Consider the following 20200-nt stretch of genomic DNA (forward strand, 5'->3'; position numbering starts at 1 on the left):
GCACGATAGGGGGGTGACGGAAGCAGGAAACGGCAAGCACACCGCGACGCTCCGGACGAACCAGGGCGACATCCGGATCACTCTCTTCCCGGACCAAGCCCCGAAGACCGTCGCGAACTTCGTCGGGCTGGCCACGGGGGAGCAGCCCTACAGCCAGCCGAACGCGAAGGGCGGCACGTCCGGCCCGTTCTACGACGGCTCGGTCTTCCACCGGGTCATCAGCGGGTTCATGATCCAGGGCGGTGACCCCACGGGCACCGGCCGCGGCGGGCCCGGCTACCAGTTCGGCGACGAGTTCCACCCCGATCTGCGCTTCGACCGCCCCTACCTGCTGGCCATGGCCAACGCGGGCCCGGGCACCAACGGTTCGCAGTTCTTCATCACCGTGTCCTCGCCGGACTGGCTCAACCGCAAGCACACGATCTTCGGCGAGGTGGCGGACGCGGAGTCGCGCGCCGTGGTCGACGCGATCGCGGCCACGGCCACCGACCGCTCGGACCGGCCGCTCTCCGACGTGGTCATCGAACACGTCGACGTCTCCTGACACCCGAGTCATGAGATGACCCACCCCGCCGGACCGCCGCCGCACCAACCTGGTGGATCGCCCTACGGCCCTTCCGCCGTGTGCGTGCGGCATCCGGACCGTGCCACCGGGCTCAGCTGCACGAGGTGTGGCCGCCCGGCGTGCACCGAGTGCCTTCGCGAGGCGTCCGTCGGCCACCAGTGCGTCGACTGCGTCTCCGAGGGGCAGCGCAGCGCGCCCCGGGCCACCACCGTGGCCGGTGCGCCGTCCCGTGGCCGTCCGGTGGTGGTGCCGACGCTGATCGCGGTCAACACCGCGGTCTACGTCCTCACCGCCGTGCAGGCGGGCAACCCGATGTACAACTCCCTGTCGGTGCTGTTCCGCGAGCTGTCGCTCGTGCCGGCGTACGTGCACGCGGGCGAGTGGTGGCGGGTGATCACCTCCGGGTTCCTGCACATCGGTCCGATCCACCTGGTGGTCAACATGCTGGCCCTGTGGATGCTGGGCCGGGATCTGGAGATCGTGCTCGGGCGCGGCCGCTTCCTCGCCCTGTACCTCGTCTCCCTGCTCGGCGGCTCGGCCGCGGTGATGCTGTTCTACGCCCCGGACGAACAGGTCGCGGGAGCGTCGGGAGCGGTGTTCGGGCTGATGGGTGCGCTGGTCGTCGTGCTGCGCAGGCTCCGGGCACCCGCCGGGCAGGTTTTCGGGATCATCGGACTCAACGTGGTGATCAGCCTCGTCATCCCGGGGATCTCGCTGATCGGGCACCTCGGCGGGCTGGTGGTCGGGGCCGCCGCCACCGCAGCGCTGGTCTACGCGCCCCCGCGCAACCGCACCGCGGTGCAGGCCGCCGCGATCGCCGGGCTCACCGTGGTGCTGTTACTCCTGATCTGGGCCACCACGCTGCGCTGACCGCGGCGCCGGGACGACGACGGCGGGGCACCCTCGTCAGGGTGCCCCGCCGTGGCTCGTCGGGATGGGTCAGGCGGGTGGGTTGCAGCCGCAGCCGGAGGTGCAGCCGTCCGTGCCCCGCATCCGTGTGGTCGTCGCCATCCAGACTCCTCTCGTCGCCTCAGTCGATCGTAGGACCGGGCCGGGAGCCGCACGACCGCACGTTCGGGCGGCGGCAACGGCACGTGGAGTATCCGGACGCGGCATGTGGGGGACGCTCACGGCCGCAGCGCACGCAGCTGGGGAGCGACGTCCTCCGGGTCGGCCGCGAGATCGAGCCGGCCGAACACGATGAGCCGCTCGGTGCCGTCGGCCCCGACGGTGTCGACCTCGAGGAGCGAGCTCTCCCGCCCGAGCCGCCGCGTCCGCAGCACGCGCACGTCGACGACGAACGGCCACGGGTGGTGGCGTGAGCGGAACAGCCCACCGACCGTCAGCCCGTCTGGGTCGGCGCGCAGGCGGGGCCGCGCTCGGGTGCCGAACAGCGCGGCGAACCCGGCGCCCAGTGCCATCACCGCGGCCAGCAGGCCCCCTGCCGGGTCCGATCCGGTCCACCAGAGCGCCGCGCACAGGACCGCGGCGGCGACGGCGAGCAGCCAGGCCAGCGCGACGAGGCCAGCGGCGGGACTCCACTCCCGGGCCCGGACCGGTGCTTGATCACTCATACGAGTTGATCACGGAAAGTGACTTGTCCACAGCACCTGTCCACACTGGGGACTACTCACATTGGTGTATTTAGCCTGGTCAGCGCCACCGCATGGTCATCAGGAGCCCGATCACGATCAGTGAGAACCCGATCGCGAAGTTCCACGGCCCGAGAGTGGCCATGACCGAGATGGACTCGCCGGCCAGGTAGTTCACGACCAGCCAGGCGAGCCCGAGGAGCATCACGCCGAGCATCACGCCGATGTAGATCGGGTGCGTCGGCCCCGCGACCTTCACCGGGGTGGTGCCGGGGCGGTTGGCAGGCGGCGTGTAGGCCGCCTTCTTCCGGACCTTGGACTTCGGCATGGGTGTTGACCTCGGGAGCGTCGGAGTGCGTGGCTGCCCCCCACGGTAGCGTGCGCGCCGGAACGCGCACTCAGGCGCTGGCGGTGACGGCGGCGGCTTCCGCCGTGAGGGCCGCCACCGTGGGTTCGGCCACCGGGTGGCCCGCGCTCGCCATCCAGTTGGCGAGGAGCCGGTGCCCGCCCTCCGTGAGCACGGACTCGGGGTGGAACTGCACGCCGACGACGGGCAGCTCGCGATGCCGCACCGCCATGATCACGCCGCCGTCGGTGCGCCCGGTGACCTCGAGGGCGGCGGGCAGCGTGTCGGGGCGGATCGACAGCGAGTGGTAACGCGTGGCGACGAACGGGTTCGACAACCCCGCGAGCACGCCGGTGCCGTCGTGGTGGACGAGCGAGGTCTTGCCGTGCAGCAGCTCCGGCGCGCGCTCGACCACGCCGCCCCACGCCACACTGATCGCCTGGTGGCCGAGGCAGACGCCCAGCACCGGCAGCGTGCGCTCGGCGCTGCGCCGGACCACCTCGATGCTGGATCCGGCCCGCTCGGGCGTGCCGGGGCCGGGACTGACGAGCACACCGTCGACGGTGTCCAACTCGTCGAGATCGACCTCGTCGTTGCGGCGCACCGTGACCTGCGCCCCGAGCTGGGCGAGGTACTGCACGAGGTTGTAGACGAAGCTGTCGTAGTTGTCGACGACCAGGACGCGCATTGCGCCAGTCTCCCCGATCCCGGTGGGCGGCATCTCCGGATTAATTGACCAGCCCGCCGCCGGGGGCGTCGCCGACAGTCAGGGTGATCTGCTGGTCGCTGGAGACCTGCTCGCCCGCTTGGGGCGACTGGTCGAGCACGCGGCCGTCGTCCGAGTCGTTGGAGACCGTCTCCCGCCTGACCTGGATCTTCCGGAAGCCGAGACCGGCGAGCCGGTCCTTCGCCTGCTCCTCGGTGAGGTTCACGACGTTCGGCATCGTGGTGTCGCCGTCATCGCTGCCGGTGAGCAGGTCTACCTCCGTGCCCTGCGGCACGACCTGGCGGGCGGGCGGGTTCGTGCCCGAGACCTTGTCGTTGTCGTCCGCTCCGTCGGGCGGCTGCGGCCTCAGCCCGGCCTCCTTCAGGAGGTCCACCGCCTCGTCCATGTCCTTGCCCGACACGTCGGGGACCTGCACACCCGTCTGCTGGATACCGACGACCACGGCGACGGAGTCGCCGCCCTTCGCGGACTGCCCCGCCTTCGGCGTGGACTCGATGACGTGGTTGATCAGGGAGGAGTCGGACGTGGGCTGCTGGGTCTGCGGGCCGAGCTCGAGGCCCGCCTGCTCGAGGGCGGCCGTGGCCTCGGCGACGGTCATGCCCTTCAACGCCGGGACGTTGACGTTCGCCGGGCCGCTCCCGACGATCAGCGAGACGACCGTGTTCTCGTTGACGACCGTGCCCGCCGGTGGGTCCGTGTTGACCACTTGGTCCTTCTGCTCGACCGTCGACTCCTGGGGCCGGGACTCTCCCAGCCGCAGGCCGGCCGCGAGGATCTGCGTGCGCGCGTCGTTCTCCGACATGTTGGAGACGGCCGGTACCGCCACCGTCTGCGGCGTCGGCGGACCGCTGAAGATCTGGTACGCGACGAACCCGATCACGCCGAGCGCGAGCACCACGGCCAGGACGATGCCGATCACCTTGGCGGTGCTGCGCCGGGGCGGCTCGTAGTAGTCGTCGTAGTCGTCCACGGGCGGCGGGGTGTGGCGCCCGTTGATCCGCCGGGTGGCGCCGGTGGACGGGCTTGCGGCGATCATGGCCGTGCGCTCGTCGTCGCTCATCACCAGCGGCGCCATCGGGGCCTGCCCGTTGCGCACCCGCACCAGGTCGGAGCGCATCTCCGCGGCGGACTGGTACCGGTTGAGCGGGTTCTTCGACAGCGCCTTCAACACCACCGCGTCGAGCGCGGACGAGATGCTCGGGTTGAGCTCGGACGGGCGCCGCGGCTCCTCCCGTACGTGCTGGTACGCCACGGCCACCGGGCTGTCGCCGGTGAACGGCGGCTCCCCGGTGAGCAGCTCGAACAGCACGCAGCCCGCCGCGTAGACGTCGGAGCGGGCGTCGACCGCCTCGCCACGCGCCTGCTCGGGGGACAGGTACTGCGCGGTGCCGATCACGGCCGCGGTCTGCGTGACGTTCTGGCCCTCGCCGAGCGCGCGCGCGATGCCGAAGTCCATCACCTTGACCGCGCCGGCCCGGTTGATCATGATGTTGGCCGGCTTGACGTCGCGGTGGATGATGTTGTGGCGGTGGCTGAAGTCGAGCGCGGCGCAGACGTCGGCCATCACCTCGATGACCCGCTGCTGGGTCAGGGGGCCCTGCGTCTTGACGATCTCGCGCAGCGTCTGCCCGTCGACGTACTCCATGACGATGTAGGGCAGCGGGCCGAACTCGCTCTGCACCTCGCCGGTGTCGTACACGGCGACGATCGCGGGGTGGTTGAGCGCCGCGGCGTTCTGCGCCTCGCGGCGGAAGCGCATCTGGAACTGGGGGTCGCGTGCCAGGTCGGCCCGCAGCACCTTCACGGCGACGTCGCGGCCCAGCCGCGTGTCGAGCCCGCGATGCACCTCGGCCATGCCGCCGTAACCGAGCACCTCGCCCAGTTCGTAGCGCTCGGACAACAGTCGGGGGGTGGTCATCGGTGCCGGTTCCTGGGAGTCATGGATGATTCGGACATCATGCCGGGCCGCGCCGTCCGGCGGGGTGACCTCTCGGCCACCGCAGCGCCAGACCGTCGGTTGGACGGGTTCACCGGACGCTCCCCGTGACGATCACCAGGGAGAGCAGCCCGCCCGATACCGCCGATCCGGTCGAGACGCCCTCCCGACCCGTCACGGTACCGGGTCCGGCACCCTGCGGCGTCGGATCGACGGCGCCGATCGGTGGGAGCCCGCCGCGGAACAGCAGTACGCCGACCGCGACGGCGGCGAGGGTGAGCAGCACGAACAGCACGAGCAACAGGGTGCGCCCCGACGACTTCGGCTGCAGCCGGAACGACTGGGAGGACGCGCGGTGCGCAGGTGGCGCCGGCGTGGCGCGCCGGGCCGCGGTGGGGTGCGGCCTGCGGCCCGCACCCGGGTCCGGTGCCGGACGGGCCGGCGACGGCGCGGGCCTGGCCCCCTGCGGGACGGACCGCGGGGATGCGGGAACCGGCCGCGCCTGCCGCGGTGGCGTCGACCGCGCGGGGATCGGCGCCGACAGCGGCGCTGAGTGGGGCGATGAGCGGGGCGACGAGTAGGGCGACGACGGCGGCGCCGGGAACGGTGCGGACGGGAGTACCGCCTTCGGGGTGGCCTTCGGCGCGGCGCGCGACGGCGTGGACGGTGTGCGGGGAGGCGCGATCGGGCCGGCGACCGAGCCGAGCGGGGGGAGCGGTTCGCCGCGGCGCACGGCGGCCACGGCGAGCGCGAACTCCCCGCCCGTGGAGTAGCGCTGCGTGGGGTCCTTGACCAGCGCGGCGTCGATCAGCTCGCGCACCCCGGCCGGCACGCTCGGTGGCAGCGGTGGCGGGGGCTCCCTGACCTGCATCATCGCCACCGCCACCGCGCTGTCGGCGCGGAACGGCCGGTGGCCGGCCAGGCACTCGTACCCCACGATGCCCAGCGAGTAGACGTCGCTCGCCGGGCCGGCCTCGGCCCCGCTCGCCTGCTCGGGGGCGATGTAGTGGGCGGTGCCCATCACCATGCCCGAGCGGGTGACCGGCACCGCGTCGGCGGCCTTCGCGATCCCGAAGTCGGTGAGCTTCACGACCCCGTCGGTGCGCACGAGGATGTTGCCCGGCTTCACGTCGCGGTGCACGAACCCGCGCTCGTGCGCCGCCTGCAGCGCCCACGCGGCGTCCTCGATCAGCCGCAGCGTCTCGTCGGGGTCGATCGGGCCGTGGGAGATGAGCGTGGACAGCGGTTCGCCCCGCACCAGCTCCATCACGAGGTACGCGGTGCGCCTGCCGTTCGGCCCCACGTCCTCGCCGTAGTCGTGCACGGCCGCGATGCCGGGGTTGTCGAGGGAGGCGACGGTGCGCGCCTCGATGCGGAACCGGTGCAGGAACTCCGGGTCGTCGCCGAGCTCCGGCCGCAGGACCTTGACCGCGACGCCACGGCCCAGCCGGGTGTCGGAGGCCTCCCAGACCTCGCCCATGCCGCCGACGGCGATCCGGCGCTCGAGGAGGTAGCGGTCGTCGATCTTCTGACCCGCGGCGAGAACGGTCACCGGTCCGTCCCCAGCGCTTCTCGGATCACGGCGCGGCCGACGGGGGCGGCGACCGTGCCGCCCGTGGCCGCGAGGTTGCTGCGGTCCCCGCCCGACTCGACCAGCACCGCGACCGCGACCTGCGGGTCGTCGGCCGGGGCGAACGCGACGTACCAGACGTGCGGGGCCACCGACTCGGGGTTGGCCCCGTGCTCGGCGGTGCCGGTCTTGGCCGCGATCTGCACCCCGGTGATCTTGCCGCTGCCCGAGTAGCTGTTCTCGTTGTTGACCATCAGCTCGGTCAGCGTGCGCGCCACCGCCGGGTCGATGGCCTGGCCGATGCGGTCCGGGCTCGTGGTCTCGACCGGGGTGAGGTCCTGGCTCTGGATCTGGCTGATCAGGTGCGGCTGCATCACCACGCCGCCGTTGGCGATGGCCGCGACGATCATGGCGTTCTGCAGCGGCGTGAGCGCGACGTCGCGCTGCCCGATGCTGGACTGCTGCAGGGCGGCGGTGTCCGGGATGTCGCCGATCGTCGAGGTGGCCACCGGCATCGGCACCTGCAGGTCGGTGGTGCCGATGCCGAACGCCTCCGCCTGGCTTCGGATCGCCTGCTCGCCGAGCTCCGCGGACAGCTGGGCGAACGCGGTGTTGCAGGAACGCTGCAGCGCGTCGCGCAGGCTCGCCGTCTCGCCGGTGCCGCAGGCGTTGCCGTTGAAGTTCTGCAGCTGGGTGTTCGTGCCCTGCAGCGTGATCGCCGACGCCGCCGTGAGCTGGCTGTCCGGCGTGAACCGGCCGCTGGACAGTGCCGCGGCGGTGTCGATGAGCTTGAACGTCGACCCCGGCGGATACGTCTCGGAGATCGCCCGGTTCGGCAGCACCGGCGGGTCGGCCTCGTTGAACTGCTTCCAGGCCGCCATCCGCTCGTCCGAGTCGTGGCTCGCGAGCTTGTTCGGGTCGAACGACGGCGTCGACACCATCGCGAGGATCTCGCCCGTCTTGGGGCGCAGAGCCACGACCGACCCCGTGTAGCCGCGGCTCGACAGCTGCTCGTAGGCGGCCCGCTGCACGGCCGGGTCGATGGTGAGCACGACGTTGCCGCCGCTCGGGTCCCGGCCGGTGATCAGGTCGGAGAGCCGGCGCGCGAAGAGGCGGTCGTCGCTGCCGTTCAGGACCGCGTCCGCCGCCCGCTCGATCCCGCTGGAGCTGTAGGTGATCGAGTAGTAGCCGGTGACCGGCGCGTACACCGGGCCGTCGGAGTACTGGCGCAGGTAGCGCAGGCGATCGCCGGTCTCGGTGCTGCTCGCGAGGATCCGGTTCTCCGCGCTGATCTGGCCGCGCTTGCGGGAGTACTCGGCCAGCAGCACCCGCTGGTTGCGCGGATCGCTGCGGTAGTCACCCGCCTGCACCACCTGAACGTAGGTGAGGTTGCCCATCAGCAGAAGGACCATCGCCATCACGGCGATGGCCACACGGCGCACCGGGGTGTTCACGACGGCCGCTCCACCAGCTCGGTGCCGGCCTCGGCGATCGGCGGCAGCGGCGCGGCCGGGCGGCGCGGCAGCGGGGCACGGGCGGCGTTGGAGATGCGCAGCAGCAGCGCGACGAGCGCGTAGTTGGCGACGAGCGACGATCCGCCGTAGGACAGGAAGGGCAGCGTGAGGCCGGTGAGCGGGATGAGCTTCGACGCCCCGCCGATGACGATGAAGACCTGCAGTGCCAGCGTGAACGCCAGCCCGGTGGCGAGCAGCTTGCCGAAGCTGTCGCGCACGGCGAGGGCGCTGCGCAGCCCCCGCGTGATGAGCACCAGGTAGACGATCAGGATGGCGGCCAGGCCGATCAGGCCCAGCTCCTCGCCGAGCGACGACAGCATGAAGTCGCTCTCGGCGTACGGGACGAGGTCGGGGCGTCCGGCGCCGAGGCCGGTGCCGCCGACGCCGCCCGTGCCGAGCCCGAACAGCGCCTGCGCGATCTGGAACCCGGTGTTCTCGAAGTCCGAGAACGGGTCGAGCCAGACCTGCACGCGCACCCGGACGTGGGCGAACAGCTGGAAGGCGATCAGACAGCCGCCGAAGAAGAACAACAGGCCGATGAACAGCCACGAGACGCGCTCGGTCGCCACGTAGAGCAGCACCAGGACGATGCCGAAGAACAGCAGCGACGTACCGAGGTCACGCTCCAGCACCAGGACGCCGACCGAGAGCCCCCAGGCCACGATGAGCGGGGCGAGGTCGCGGGCCCGCGGCAGCTCCATGCCCAGGAACCGCCTGCCGGCGGTGCTGAACAGGTCCCGCTTCTGCACCAGGAAGGCCGCGAAGAACACGATCAGGAGGATCTTGGCGAACTCGCCGGGCTGGATCCCCACTCCGCCGATCCGGATCCACAGCTTGGCGCCGTTGACCTCCGAGATCGACGAGGGCAGCAGGCCGGGCAGCGCGAGCAGCACGAGACCGCCGAACCCCGCCGTGTAGGCGTAGCGGGCGATCGTGCGGTGATCGCGGACCACCCACATCACCGCCACGAACAGCGCGAGCCCGATCGCCGTCCACGCGATCTGCCGGGAGACGAGCTCCACCGGCGCCTCCCGCCCGGCCGCCAGCGCCCGTTCCACCCGTGCCAGGTCGAGCCGGTGGATCATCACCAGCCCCAGCCCGTTCAACAGCGCGACGCAGGGCAGGATCAGCGGGTCGGCGTAGGGCGCGAACCGGCGCACCGCCAGGTGGGCGATCGTGAAGAGCGCGAGGTAGGCCAGCCCCACCCACAGCAGTGACTGCGTGAGCTCCTGCTCCTGGTTGGCCTCCACCAGCGCCAGCGCACCAGTGACCAGCACCGCCGCGAACGCGAGCAGCACCAGCTCGATCCCGCGCCCGGTGGGCAGCGGAGCGGGGCTCGGCGGCGGCGATCCCGTGCGGGGCTCGGGGATGCTCATCGCCCGCCCTTGCCTGCGCTCGGGCGGCCCGGGAGGGGACGCCGCAGAGCGCGGGGGCTGCGGCGTCGATCCGATCGCTGACGATCGCCCATCTAGCTCACCGACCGGCAGTTGGTCCCAGGCTCGGGCACAGGCGTCGGCAGCGGGGTCGTGTCGACCGGGGGCTGCGGCTGCACGTTGGGATCGACGTTCGGGCCGGCGTTCGGTTGCGCGGGCGGCTGCACGGGCTGCACCGGCTGCGGCGGTTGGGGCGGTTGGGGCGGCGGGCAGGGCTCCAGCATCCGGCCGCGCAGCCGGTCGACCAGGCCACGGGCGCCGCCGAGCCCGTCGTCGGTGAGGATCCCGTCGCGCACCTGGCTGCGTTCGGTCTCGGGCAGGTCGTCCAGCGCGATGTCGGTGCGCTCCGCCACCGAGTACAGGGGCACCCCGATCACGTCCCCGTGCACGCCCTGGAAGATCACCACCTGCTCGGCGTCAGCCCCGACGAAGTACTGCTGCAGGACCCACATGCGCGCCAGGAAACCGCCCCCGACCAGCACGGCGAGCACCGCGACGACGGCGAGCACGATCCGCGTCCTGCCCTTGCGCCGGGTGGCAGGCGGGGCTTCCTGGGGCACGATCCGCTGCGGCGCCGTCCGGGTCATCGTGGTGGCCGAGGCCCGTGCGGCCGCCGAGTCCGGCGGTGGGCCGTCCTCCGAGCCGTCGCCCACCGAGCCGCCCACGATGGGCGCGTCCTCGCCGAAGTCGATGTCCACGACGTCGGCCACGATGCAGGTGATGTTGTCCGGGCCGCCGCCCCGCAGGGCCAGCTCGATCATCCGGTCCGCGCACTCCCGCGGGTCGCGGTAGGCCTGCAGCGTCTCGGCGAGCGTCTCGTCGCTCACCACGCCGGACAGCCCGTCGGAGCACAGCAGGTAGCGATCACCCGGCCGGGCCTCGCGGATCGTCAGCGACGGATCGACCTCCTGCCCGGTGATCGCCCGCAGCAGGAGCGAGCGCTGCGGGTGGGTGTGGGCCTCCTCCTCGGTGATCCGGCCCTCGTCGATCAACGACTGGACGAACGTGTCGTCCTTGGTGATCTGCGTCAAGAGCCCGTCGCGCAGCTGGTAGGCGCGCGAGTCACCGATGTGGACCAGCCCCAGCCGGTTGCCGGCGAACAGGATCGCGGTGAGCGTGGTGCCCATGCCCTCGAGGTCGGGCGCGTCCGCGACGTGCCGCGTGATCGCGGCATTGCCCTCCACCGTGGCATCGCGCAGCTCGGCGAGCAGGTCGTCGCCCGGATCGTCCTCGTCGAGCGGGGCGAGCGCCGCGATCACCAGCGACGACGCCACCTCACCGGCGGCGTGGCCACCCATCCCGTCGGCGAGCGCGAGCAGCCGCGGGCCGGCGTACACGGCGTCCTGGTTGTTCTGCCGGACGAGCCCGCGGTCGCTGCGGGCGGAGTAGCGCAGGACCAGCGTCATCTCAGCGCTCCGACACTACGTTCAGGGGCAGATCGGCCGGCGCGACCGGCCCGGGCGGCGAGCGCCGGGGCACGGCGGTGGAACATGCGCCGGCTCATGATCGAAGCTCGATCACCGTCTTGCCGATGCGGACAGGGACGCCCGGGGGAACCCGGGTCGGCCCGGTGACCTTAGCCCGGTCGAGGTACGTGCCGTTTGTCGACCCGAGATCCTCGACGTACCACTCGTCACCCTGCATCGAGATGCGGGCGTGGCGAGTGGATGCGTAGTCGTCGTCGAGCACGAGCGTGGAGTCGTCGGCCCGGCCGATCAGGATCGGCCGGGAGTCCAACGAGATGCGCGTGCCGGCCAGCGCCCCCTGCGTGACGAGGAGCTGGCGCGGCGTGCGGCCCCGGCCCCTGCGGGCCGTGGCCCTGCCGCCCGGCACCAGCGCACGCAGGCCGGACGCGGCGTAGAGATCAGAGCGCACCACCCGGAGCGCGACCAGCACGAACAGCCAGAGGAGGGCGAGGAAGCCCGCCCTGGTCAGCTGCAGCACCAACTCCGGCACTCGCGGCGAACTCCGTTCTCTCCGATGTCGTCCTCACCCGGCCTCCACCCCGCGGCCTTCCGATCCTCGCCTACTGCGTGCGGAAGACCAGGCTCGAGTGCCCGACCCGGATCACGTCACCGTCGTTCAGCTGCCAGGTCTGCACCGGGTTGCCGTTGACGGTGGTGCCGTTCGTGGAACCGAGGTCGGTCAGCGTCGCGGTGTGACCATCCCAGCTGATCTCCAGGTGGCGACGCGACACGCCGGTGTCCGGGAGGCGGAACGACGAATCCTGCCCGCGCCCGATCACGTGGCTGCCCTGGGTGAGGTCGTACGTGCGGCCCGAGCCGTCGTCGAGCGACAGCGACGCCGACAGCTGCTGCTGGTAGCCGCCGTAGCCGCCCTGCTGGCCGCCGTAACCCTGGTCGTACCCGCCGTCGTAGCCCTGCTCGTACTGCTGCGGGGGGTAGCCGGCGCCCTGCTGCTGCCCGTAGCCCTGGTCGTACCCGCCCGGCCCGTAGCCCGGCTGCTGGCCGCCGTAACCACCCGGCTGGGGGTAGCCCTGCTGCTGGCCGCCGTAACCCTGGTCGTACCCGCCGCCCTGCTGGGGGCCGCCGTACCCGGCGCCGCCCGGCTGGGCGTAGCCCTGGTCGTACCCGCCGCCCGGCTGGCCGCCGTAGCCGCCGCCCTGCTGGGGGCCGCCGTAACCGCCGCCCTGCTGGCCGCCGTAACCCTGGTCGTACCCACCGCCCTGCTGCGGGCCGGCGTAGCCGCCCTGCTGCGGGTACCCGCCCTGCGGGCCGTAGCCCTGCTGGCCCTGGTCGGCCTGGTCGTACCCCCCTTGGCGCTGGTCGTAGGCGGGAGGGGCGTACGTCTGCTGCTGCCCGTATCCGCCGGGGGCACCACGGTCGTATCCGTACTGCCCGTTCTCCTCGGGGTGGCCCGGTTGCTGGCTCATGGGTGCTTCTCCTGCGTCGCGTGCTCGGATGGCGTCCCGGCGGGAAGCGTCGGGGTCCACGGTCGAGCGGGTGCGGAACTGTCCCGTGTGCAGCGCATCGGAGCGCTCCAGGAAGACTACGACCTCGCCGTAGGTGTCCCATCCCTGGTCGGCGAGTTGCTCGGTGACAGAGCTGGACAGCGAGTTCACGATCTCCGCTCGATCACCGCCCATGCGAGCGAGATCGGTGGGGCTGAGCAGCACCGTGAACCGGTTGGGCGCCAGCTGGCGACCTCCCGCGAGCTCCTCGATCCGGCCTTCGGCTTCCCTCAACAACGCCTGCACAACTTCCTGGGGAACGACGCTGCCGCCGAAGACCCGCGCGAAGGCGTCGCCCACCAGTCCCTGGAGACGGCGTTCGAACCTGTCGACGCGGCCCAACCGATCTTCCTCCGTTCGCATCGGCGTGTTGCTGGCAGTACCGATCGTATCTGTGCTAGTCGGCCCCGTGCCGCCCCCCGACCAGGGGCCGCCCGAAACCCCCTCCCACCCCCGTGCTAACTTCCCTCCTGCCAGGGCGAGTGGCGGAATGGCAGACGCGCACGGTTCAGGTCCGTGTGTCCGTAAGGACGTGAGGGTTCAACTCCCTCCTCGCCCACCGGGTACCCATGTTCGCGGATTGCGCTCACCGTTTGGTGGGCATCGGTGTTGATCTGGGGGGCCCAGCCCCCCAGACCCCCCGGCCGGGGGCTCCGCCCCCGGACCCCCTTCCACGTGGGCACCGCTCTTCCAGGTGGGCACCGCTCTTCCACGTGGGCGCCATTCGTTGGACCCCTTCCAGGTGGGCGCCGTTCGTTGGCCCTTGCCACGTGGGCGCCGTTCGTTGGCCCCTGCCGTTCTCGCCAGGGCTTCCCTCGGGTGCTGGTCCTCGGGTACCGGCCCTGGAGCGTTGGTGGCCTCGTCGTCGGGGCGTCTTCGCTGCTGTCCTCGCGGCATCCGTTCCCTTCGCCCGGGTGCGTGTGGATCTCCGTCATCCGATCATGGGGCGGGGGCTCGGTCCAGCACACGACAGTGGGTAACCGGTGAGCGGTCGGGGGAACCGGACCATCGCCGGTCGGGTGCCACCCGACCGGGGGTTGACTTGCTGGCCCGGTGCTCGCACGACCTTGATCAGGGGTTGGGCACGTCCTCGGGTCGGACCGAGCCCGTTGCCGACTGTGTCGAGTGGGCACGGCTGGTCACCGATCAGGAGCGCATCCATCGATCGGGGGCTGCTCAGACCGGCGTCAGCGGCGGACCGCGGGGCGGTCGGGGTGGTCGGAGAGGACGACCAGGTCGGCCTCCGCTTCGGGGGTGCGCTCTTCGGCGTAGCGGCCGTACGCCGGGAGGGTCCACCGCTCGTCGTCCGGAAGGGTGCGGGAGAGGGCGGCGGCCGACATCTCGAGGTGCACCGACAGGTCCACGGGGAGGCCGCGGCCCAGCAGCAGGGCGCCGGCCAGGAGCACCACGCCGTCGGCGGGGAGCTCGACGTACCGGTCCCGGTGGGCGCGGTCGGCCACCGCGTCCCACAGGCGGGGGAGCACCCGGCCCGAGCCGCCCGGCCCGGCGGGGTCGAGCACCTCGCGGCACAGGCCGCCTGCGTCGAGCCAGCCGTCGAGGAACTCGTCCGGGTCCTCGCGGCCGAACTCCAGGCGCAGGGATGCCGGGCGCAGGAAGTCGCCCGCGCTCACGACCACGGCCATGCGGCCCCGCGTGCGCAGCTCGTCGGCCACCCGCTCGGCGAGGGCGAGCGGGCGCGTGGGCGGGGGGCCGTCGAGGGCGAGGCGCACCCGTCCGGGGCGGGCGTCGACCAGCTCCACGACCTCGTCGACGAGGCGGGCCGGGGTGACGGGTGTGATCTGCACGACCTGCAGCCGGACCTACTGGCGATAGCCCTCCACGACGTTCGCGGAGCGCTCCTGCGCCGCGTCCGGGTCGAGGCCGGCGCGGCGGCGCGCGTCCCGCTGGCGCAGCAGGTCCCAGTAGCGGTCCAGCTGGACACCCAGCTCGTTCAACCGCTGCTGCTCGGCCTCCGACAGCGCCTGGCCCACGTGGGCCCGCTCGAGCCGGTGCTCCTCGGCCACCAGCTCGTCGATGTGGCGGTGCAGCTCGTCGTCGTTCATCCGGGTTCCCGTCCGATCGGTGGGTGCCGTCGCCGCCCGTTGTACCCGACACTCGACACCGTGGCACCCGACCGCGCCACCGGCACCTCCATCACCCGCGCCCTGCGGGTGGTCGAGGCCGTCGCCGCGGCGGGCGACGGGGTCACGGCCAAGGTGATCGCGCGCCGCGTCGGCATCCCGCTGCCGTCGGTCTACCGGGCCATCGGGACGCTCGTCGACGAGGGCTACCTCGTGCGGCTGCCCGAGGCCCGTGGCTACGGCCTCGGCTACCGCGTCGCGCAGCTGCACCGGAGCCTCGCCGAGCAGATGCGGCCATCGGCGCTCGTCCGGCAGGTGCTGCACGACGTGCACACCGGGGTCGGTGCGGCGTCGTACCTCGCCGTGCTCCGGGACCTCGACGTGGTCGTGGCCCACGTCGACGACTGCGCCCGGCATCCCCGGCCCCACCTGATGCGGGTCGGTGAGCCGGTGGCACCGCACACCACGGCCGCGGGCATGGCGGTGCTCGCGGACCTCCGGCGTGGCCCGCTCGCCGAGCTCTCGGCCCGGGCCGGCCCCGTGGACGACGCCGTGCTCACCCGGATCCGGGCCGACGGCACGGCCGTGGAGACCCACGAGTACCAGCCGGGCACAGCCGGGATCGCGGCTCCCGTGCACGACCGGCACGGCGTGGTCCGCGGCGCGCTCGGGGTGACCGTTCCTCGTGCAGAGTTGACCGCTCGTCGCAGCGAGCTGGTGCGGGCCGTGCGCGAGGCCGCGGCCAGCGTCGATCAGGAGGCCCCTGCGGGCTGAGTGCGCGAACCGGTCCCGATCTCGTCGATGACGGGCCTTCAGCCGCGGAGGCCTGCGAGCTGGTCGAGGGTGCGCAGCACCTCGTCCTCACCCGCGTCGGGCAGGGAGTGGAGCACCCGGTCGACCCCCGCCGCCGTGTACGCCTCGAGCACGGCACGGTCCGGAGGGGCGGCGAACACGGTGACGGTGAGGTGGCCGCGCCCCGCGTCGACGGTGCGACGGCGCAGCTCGGCGATGCGCCCGGCGAGCGCGTCCACGTCCTCGCCGGGGGCGCCGCGCGGCATCCAGCCGTCGCCGTGCGACAGCACCCGGTCCAGCACGGACGGTCCCTCCCCACCGATCAGCACCGGGGGCGTGCGCAGTGGCTTGGGCCACGACCAGATCGGGTCGAAGTCGACGAACTCGCCGTGGAACTCGGCCTCGTCCTCGGTCCAGATCGCCCGCATGGCGGCGATGTGCTCGAGCATCCGCCGGGTCCGGGTGCGCGGGTCGACGCCGTGGTTGGCCATCTCCTCGCGGTTCCAGCCCGGTCCGACGCCGAACTCGAACCGGCCGCCCGAGAGCCGGTCGAGGCTCGCGATCGTCTTGGCCAGCCCGATCGGGTGGTGCTGGAGCACCAGGGAGACGGCCGTGCCCAGCGTGATCCGCTCGGTGACCGTCGCCATCGCGGCCAACGCGACGAACGGGTCGTACGTGTGGGAGTAGCGGCGGGGCAGCTCGGCCCCACCCGACCACGCCGACTCCCGGCTCGTGGGGATGTGCGTGTGCTCGGTGAGGAACAGCCCGTCGAACCCCCGCTCCTCGGTGGCCCGCGCCAGCGTCGGTCCGTCGATGCCGTAGTCGGTCAGGAAGATGAAGACGCCGTGATCCACGTGACCAGCCTCGCACCTGGGCGAGGGGTGGCGCACGGGGCTACCTTCCGGGGCATGCAGCGACGCACCGAACCGCCGTTCCGTGCCGATCACGTCGGCAGCCTCCTGCGCCCGCCCGCGCTCCTCGACGCCAGGGAGCGCTACGCGGCCGGCACCCTCGACGCCGAGGGCCTGCGTGCCGCGGAGGACGAGGCCATCAGGGACGCCGTCGCGATGCAGGAGGAGATCGGGCTGCAGTCGGCCACCGACGGGGAGTTCCGCCGCACGTCGTGGCACATGGACTTCATCTACCAGCTCGGCGGCATCGCGAAGACCGAGGAGCAGATCCGGGTCAGCATGCACAACGCGGAGGGGGAGAACGCGTTCACGACCGCGGGGCTCGCCGTCCGCGAGAAGGTCCGGCTCGACGAGCCGATCTTCGCCGACGCGTACCGCTACCTCGCCTCGCTCACCACGACCGCGACGCCGAAGCTCACGATCCCGTCCCCGAGCATGGTCCACTACCGGGCCGGCATCGGGGCCGTCGACCGCAGCGTGTACCCGGACGTCGAGGAGTTCTGGAGCGACCTGTCCGCCGCCTACGCGGCCGAGGTGCGTGCCATGGCCGACCTCGGCTGCCGCTACCTGCAGCTCGACGACACCAGCCTCGCCTACCTCAACGACCCCGCCCAGCGCGCCCAGATCGCGGCGCGGGGCGAGGACGCCGACCATGCGCATCTCCGCTACATCAAGCAGATCAACGCGGCGGTCGCGGACCGGCCGGAGGGCATGCGGATCACCACCCACATGTGCCGGGGCAACTACCGCTCGTCGTGGGCCGCCGAGGGCGGCTACGACTTCGTTGCCGAGGCGCTCTTCGGCGAGCTCGACGTCGACGGGTTCTTCTGCGAGTTCGACGACGATCGCTCCGGTGGGTTCGCACCCCTGCGGTTCGTGCCGCCGGGCAAGCAGGTGGTGCTCGGGCTCGTCACCACGAAGACCGGCCGGCTCGAGGACCCGGACAACCTCAAGCGCCGCATCGACGAGGCCTCGAAGTACGTGCCGCTCGACCAGCTGTGCCTGTCCCCGCAGTGCGGCTTCTCCTCCACGGTCGAGGGCAACGCACTCACGCTCCAGGAAGAGGTGGCGAAGCTGCGGCTGATCGTGGAGGTGGCGGAGGACGTCTGGGGCTGACGTGAGCGAGAACGTGCGTGAGAAGCGTGGAGCGGGCAGCCCGGGGCAGCCAGAACCTTGCTGGATCACCGGCGACTGCGGCCGACATGCGCGCTTCTCGAACACATTCTGACGGGCCGCCGGGCTGGGGTGCCCCGCTGCACGCCCGGGTGCTCGACCTCGCCGGCGTCGGTGCCGGCACCACGGTGCTGGACCTGGGATGCGGGCCGGGGACGTTCGCCGCGGCGGCGGTCGCACGCGGCGCCCGGGTGCTGGGCGTCGACGGCGACCGGTCCGCGGTGGCCGCGGCCGCCGCGGCGGTGCCGGGCGCGGACTTCCGGATCGGTGACGCCCACGACCCGCCGCCCGGTCCGTTCGAGCTGGTCGCGGCCGTGCAGCTGCTCCAGCACGTCGCGAACCCGGTCGCCGTGCTGCGCGCCGCCGGGCGGGTGGGCGCATCCGTCGCCGTCACGACGTGGGGGCCCGAGGAGGAGTGCGACGTGCGCGCCTTCGGCGAGGCCCTCGCGGCCTGGCTGCCGCCGCGCCGGCCGCCGTCCGGGCCGCCTCCGCTCACCGACCCGGCCCGCCTGCGCAAGATCGTCGGGCTCGCCGGGCTGACGGTCGGTGCCGAGGACGAGGTCGAGTGCCCGTTCACCTACCCCGACGCGGACGCGCTGGTCGGCCCGCTGCTCGCGTCGGGGATCGGGCGGGCGGCGGCCGCGCGGGCGGGCGAGGCAGCGGTCCGGAAGGCGGTCCTGGCCCGCCTCGACGTCAACCGGACGAGAACCGGGGGCTACGTGCTCCGGAACCGGTTCCGGGTGCTGGTGGCGACCCGCTAGGGGTGTCAGCAAAGTGGCTTTGCTGACACGAGGCGTCGTGGAAGTGGCTTTGCTGACCTGCCTCAGGCGCTCAGGCGCGTCGCCAGCTCCGTGAGGGAAGCCACCGACACGTCGGCCTCCGGGTCCGCCCCCGGAGGAGGGGTGGCCGCGGGGCCGTGCTCGGCCGGGCGGTGGACGTACGCCGTGCGCAGGCCGCGGGCGCGGGCGGCGGCGAGGTCGCTGGTGTGGGCGGCCACCATCAGCACCCGCTCCGGGGGCAGGCCGAGCAGCCGGGCGGCGCCGTCGTAGACCTCGGGGTCGGGCTTGTAGTGCCCGAAGAGCTCTGCGGAGAGCACCGTGTCCCACGGCAGGCCGCCGTGCTTGGCCATGTCGACGAGCAGCGCGACGTTGCCGTTGGACAGCGACGCGATCACGTACCGCTCCTTGAGCCGGGTGAGGCCCGCGACGGAGTCCGGCCAGGGGGTGAGCCGGTGCCAGGCGAGCACGAGCTCGGCGCGGGCGTCGGCCGGCACCCCGGGCACACCGAACTCGGCCAGCAGCTCGTCCAGCGACGCCCGGTGCAGGTCGTCGAGGGAGGTCCAGGGCTGCTCGCCGCGGCGCACCCGGTCCATCGACGGGACGTACCGCCCGCGCCACGCGTCGGCGAAGGCCTCGGCGTCGACGCCCGGCAGCTGGCGACGCACCTCCCGCGCCACCCCGGACCGCCAGTCCACCACCGTGCCGAAGACGTCGAAGACGAGCGCCCTGATCTCCACCCGGCGAGCCTAGGCCGCCTAGATCGCGTACCGCTTCCCGAGCAGGTCGCGGCAGGTGTGGCCGTTGGCCTCGATCCCGACCCGGGTGAGCCGGGCCCGCCGCAGGTGCAGCGGTACCTGCTCCGCGCTGATCGGCAGGCCGTCCGGGTCCAGCAGCAGCGGCGCGTCCGGGCCGTGCGGCAGGCCCACCTCGGCCCGCCGCTGCCGCAACCGGTCCAGGTCGCTCGACGGCGGCAGGTCCCCGAGCCGGGCGGTGGCCAGCTGCTCCGGTGTCCAACCGGCGTCCACCAGGGGCCGCGCCAGGCGGTCCTGCCCGGCCAGAGCGGCCTTGCGCAGGAACACCGCGCGCAGCTCGTCCAGCTCGGACTGCGCCTGGCCGGGGAACGCGGCCACGAACCCGGCCCGTGCGGCGACGCCCTCGTTGATCGTGGCGGCGACGAAGTGGTCGTCCAGGGCGATGTCCACGCGCGTCACGCCCGGGACCGCGGCGACCGCGTCGTGGGCGTCGGCCACCATCAGCCAGGCGAAGTTGGGTGCGCAGAAGAACGTGGGCAGGCGCAGCCGCACGGTCGCGACCCCGTCGCCGGACACGGTGCACGCCGACACGAACCGCAGGTCGGTGATCGGTTCGTCCAGCTCGGGATCGCGCACCGTGCCCAGCGCCGCCCACACCGCGGCGGCGAGACCGATCACGGGGTGCCGGCCGCCGCGGCGTCGGTGAGCAGCTGCTCGCCGGGCTTCTCCTGCTCGCCGGCCGACGTCCGCGGCAGGCACTCCGCGGGCACCGGGATGTCGTAGAGCTTGGCCGCGTTCAACCCGAGGATCTTCTTCTTGCCCTCCGCGGTCAGTCGCGGGTAGTCGGAGAAGGCGTCGTCGTCGGGCATCTGCCAGTCGACGAAGCCCTCGACCTGCCACTTCGGCTCCCAGATGCCGTAGTCGCTGCCGAAGGTCATCTTGTCCTCGCCGACCCAGAACAGCAGCTCGCCCATCACCTTGGCGAAGAACTTCGGGCGGGCGTGCATCAGGCCGCCGATCACGACCGACAGGCCGGCGTAGACGTTGGGCTCCTGCAC

At 72.6% G+C, this 20200-nt stretch carries 21 protein-coding genes and 1 tRNA gene; 6 read left to right on the forward strand and 16 right to left on the reverse strand.

The features are described 5' to 3' along the window. Window positions 1–13: 13 nt before the first annotated feature. Window positions 14–544 (forward strand): peptidylprolyl isomerase, encoded by a 531-nt coding sequence (locus ABEA81_RS18415; RefSeq protein WP_345606382.1) that lies wholly within the window; start codon window positions 14–16, stop codon window positions 542–544. A gap of 264 nt (window positions 545–808) precedes the next feature. Further along, a complete protein-coding gene (locus ABEA81_RS18420; protein WP_345606383.1) occupies window positions 809–1435 on the forward strand; it encodes a rhomboid family intramembrane serine protease in 627 nt (208 codons plus the stop codon). 257 nt (window positions 1436–1692) lie between these two features. On the opposite strand, the gene ABEA81_RS18425 is transcribed toward ABEA81_RS18420, so the two are convergent. The 10 genes from ABEA81_RS18425 to ABEA81_RS18470 form a co-directional block, all read right to left on the reverse strand. After that, the gene (locus ABEA81_RS18425) at window positions 1693–2139 is read right to left on the reverse strand and encodes a PH domain-containing protein (RefSeq protein WP_345606384.1); all 447 of its coding nucleotides are present in this window, start codon (window positions 2137–2139) and stop codon (window positions 1693–1695) included. A gap of 79 nt (window positions 2140–2218) precedes the next feature. Next, complete coding sequence (crgA, locus tag ABEA81_RS18430; RefSeq protein WP_345606385.1) at window positions 2219–2485, reverse strand: cell division protein CrgA; 267 nt, start codon at window positions 2483–2485, stop codon at window positions 2219–2221. Between the two features lie 70 nt (window positions 2486–2555). After that, window positions 2556–3191 carry an aminodeoxychorismate/anthranilate synthase component II gene (locus ABEA81_RS18435; protein WP_345606386.1) on the reverse strand — a complete coding sequence of 212 codons (636 nt, stop codon included), beginning with the start codon at window positions 3189–3191 and terminating at the stop codon, window positions 2556–2558. Window positions 3192–3231: 40 nt separating this feature from the next. Then, window positions 3232–5148, reverse strand: coding sequence for a Stk1 family PASTA domain-containing Ser/Thr kinase (gene pknB, locus ABEA81_RS18440; RefSeq protein WP_345606387.1), 1917 nt, complete (start codon window positions 5146–5148; stop codon window positions 3232–3234). A gap of 109 nt (window positions 5149–5257) precedes the next feature. Next, the gene (locus ABEA81_RS18445; RefSeq protein ID WP_345606388.1) at window positions 5258–6718 is read right to left on the reverse strand and encodes a serine/threonine-protein kinase; all 1461 of its coding nucleotides are present in this window, start codon (window positions 6716–6718) and stop codon (window positions 5258–5260) included. Continuing rightward, window positions 6715–8190 carry a peptidoglycan D,D-transpeptidase FtsI family protein gene (locus ABEA81_RS18450; RefSeq protein WP_345606389.1) on the reverse strand — a complete coding sequence of 492 codons (1476 nt, stop codon included), beginning with the start codon at window positions 8188–8190 and terminating at the stop codon, window positions 6715–6717. The genes ABEA81_RS18445 and ABEA81_RS18450 overlap by 4 nt, the downstream gene beginning before the upstream one ends. Next, the gene (locus ABEA81_RS18455; protein ID WP_345606390.1) at window positions 8187–9626 is read right to left on the reverse strand and encodes an FtsW/RodA/SpoVE family cell cycle protein; all 1440 of its coding nucleotides are present in this window, start codon (window positions 9624–9626) and stop codon (window positions 8187–8189) included. The genes ABEA81_RS18450 and ABEA81_RS18455 overlap by 4 nt, the downstream gene beginning before the upstream one ends. A gap of 92 nt (window positions 9627–9718) precedes the next feature. Beyond that, window positions 9719–11089: a PP2C family protein-serine/threonine phosphatase gene (locus ABEA81_RS18460; protein ID WP_345606391.1), complete on the reverse strand. Its 1371-nt coding sequence runs from the start codon at window positions 11087–11089 to the stop codon at window positions 9719–9721. A 94-nt stretch (window positions 11090–11183) separates the two neighbouring features. Next, window positions 11184–11639 carry an FHA domain-containing protein FhaB/FipA gene (locus ABEA81_RS18465; protein WP_345606392.1) on the reverse strand — a complete coding sequence of 152 codons (456 nt, stop codon included), beginning with the start codon at window positions 11637–11639 and terminating at the stop codon, window positions 11184–11186. 70 nt (window positions 11640–11709) lie between these two features. Continuing rightward, complete coding sequence (locus ABEA81_RS18470; RefSeq protein ID WP_345606394.1) at window positions 11710–12996, reverse strand: DUF3662 and FHA domain-containing protein; 1287 nt, start codon at window positions 12994–12996, stop codon at window positions 11710–11712. Window positions 12997–13130: 134 nt separating this feature from the next. On the opposite strand from ABEA81_RS18470, the gene ABEA81_RS18475 reads away from it, so the two are divergent. Then, a tRNA-Leu gene (locus tag ABEA81_RS18475) sits at window positions 13131–13213 on the forward strand. A gap of 628 nt (window positions 13214–13841) precedes the next feature. On the opposite strand, the gene ABEA81_RS18480 is transcribed toward ABEA81_RS18475, so the two are convergent. Both ABEA81_RS18480 and ABEA81_RS18485 read right to left on the reverse strand, forming a co-directional pair. Continuing rightward, complete coding sequence (locus tag ABEA81_RS18480; protein ID WP_345606396.1) at window positions 13842–14459, reverse strand: nucleoside/nucleotide kinase family protein; 618 nt, start codon at window positions 14457–14459, stop codon at window positions 13842–13844. A gap of 15 nt (window positions 14460–14474) precedes the next feature. Further along, the gene (locus ABEA81_RS18485; protein ID WP_345606397.1) at window positions 14475–14717 is read right to left on the reverse strand and encodes a DUF2630 family protein; all 243 of its coding nucleotides are present in this window, start codon (window positions 14715–14717) and stop codon (window positions 14475–14477) included. 60 nt (window positions 14718–14777) lie between these two features. Between ABEA81_RS18485 and ABEA81_RS18490 the strand changes: the two genes are divergently transcribed. Further along, window positions 14778–15509 carry an IclR family transcriptional regulator gene (locus ABEA81_RS18490; RefSeq protein WP_345606398.1) on the forward strand — a complete coding sequence of 244 codons (732 nt, stop codon included), beginning with the start codon at window positions 14778–14780 and terminating at the stop codon, window positions 15507–15509. Between the two features lie 38 nt (window positions 15510–15547). Here the strand turns inward: ABEA81_RS18490 and ABEA81_RS18495 are convergent, their stop codons facing one another. Next, entirely contained in the window at window positions 15548–16381 is an 834-nt protein-coding gene (locus ABEA81_RS18495; RefSeq protein WP_345606399.1) for an LLM class F420-dependent oxidoreductase, read from the reverse strand. A gap of 54 nt (window positions 16382–16435) precedes the next feature. On the opposite strand from ABEA81_RS18495, the gene ABEA81_RS18500 reads away from it, so the two are divergent. Both ABEA81_RS18500 and ABEA81_RS18505 read left to right on the forward strand, forming a co-directional pair. Next, on the forward strand, window positions 16436–17554 hold the full coding sequence (locus tag ABEA81_RS18500) for a 5-methyltetrahydropteroyltriglutamate--homocysteine S-methyltransferase (RefSeq protein ID WP_345606400.1): 1119 nt from the start codon (window positions 16436–16438) through the stop codon (window positions 17552–17554). Between the two features lie 86 nt (window positions 17555–17640). Next, window positions 17641–18372 (forward strand): class I SAM-dependent methyltransferase, encoded by a 732-nt coding sequence (locus ABEA81_RS18505; protein ID WP_345606402.1) that lies wholly within the window; start codon window positions 17641–17643, stop codon window positions 18370–18372. Window positions 18373–18434: 62 nt separating this feature from the next. Here ABEA81_RS18505 and ABEA81_RS18510 read toward each other — a convergent pair whose 3' ends face one another. The 3 genes from ABEA81_RS18510 to ABEA81_RS18520 all read right to left on the reverse strand — a co-directional run. Next, window positions 18435–19127 (reverse strand): haloacid dehalogenase type II, encoded by a 693-nt coding sequence (locus tag ABEA81_RS18510; RefSeq protein ID WP_345606403.1) that lies wholly within the window; start codon window positions 19125–19127, stop codon window positions 18435–18437. 18 nt (window positions 19128–19145) lie between these two features. Further along, window positions 19146–19820, reverse strand: a complete 675-nt coding sequence (locus ABEA81_RS18515; RefSeq protein ID WP_425570599.1) for an iron-sulfur cluster assembly protein — start codon at window positions 19818–19820, stop codon at window positions 19146–19148. Further along, window positions 19817–20200 (reverse strand): amidohydrolase family protein (locus tag ABEA81_RS18520; protein WP_345606404.1); only part of this gene is annotated, 384 nt, incomplete at its 5' end. The genes ABEA81_RS18520 and ABEA81_RS18515, both read right to left, overlap by 4 nt.

It is taken from the genome of Pseudonocardia adelaidensis (assembly GCF_039543345.1).
Classification (GTDB): Bacteria; Actinomycetota; Actinomycetes; order Mycobacteriales; family Pseudonocardiaceae; genus Pseudonocardia; species Pseudonocardia adelaidensis.

Bases quoted from the DNA above. Each gene is read 5' to 3' on its own strand.
- ABEA81_RS18485 (WP_345606397.1), bottom strand. From the start codon at position 14,717: ATGAACGACGACGAGCTGCACCGCCACATCGACGAGCTGGTGGCCGAG.
- pknB (WP_345606387.1), bottom strand. From the start codon at position 5,148: ATGACCACCCCCCGACTGTTGTCCGAGCGCTACGAACTGGGCGAGGTG.
- crgA (WP_345606385.1), bottom strand. From the start codon at position 2,485: ATGCCGAAGTCCAAGGTCCGGAAGAAGGCGGCCTACACGCCGCCTGCC.
- ABEA81_RS18455 (WP_345606390.1), bottom strand. From the start codon at position 9,626: ATGAGCATCCCCGAGCCCCGCACGGGATCGCCGCCGCCGAGCCCCGCT.
- ABEA81_RS18425 (WP_345606384.1), bottom strand. From the start codon at position 2,139: ATGAGTGATCAAGCACCGGTCCGGGCCCGGGAGTGGAGTCCCGCCGCT.
- ABEA81_RS18460 (WP_345606391.1), bottom strand. From the start codon at position 11,089: ATGACGCTGGTCCTGCGCTACTCCGCCCGCAGCGACCGCGGGCTCGTC.
- ABEA81_RS18505 (WP_345606402.1), top strand. From the start codon at position 17,641: ATGCGCGCTTCTCGAACACATTCTGACGGGCCGCCGGGCTGGGGTGCC.
- ABEA81_RS18435 (WP_345606386.1), bottom strand. From the start codon at position 3,191: ATGCGCGTCCTGGTCGTCGACAACTACGACAGCTTCGTCTACAACCTC.
- ABEA81_RS18500 (WP_345606400.1), top strand. From the start codon at position 16,436: ATGCAGCGACGCACCGAACCGCCGTTCCGTGCCGATCACGTCGGCAGC.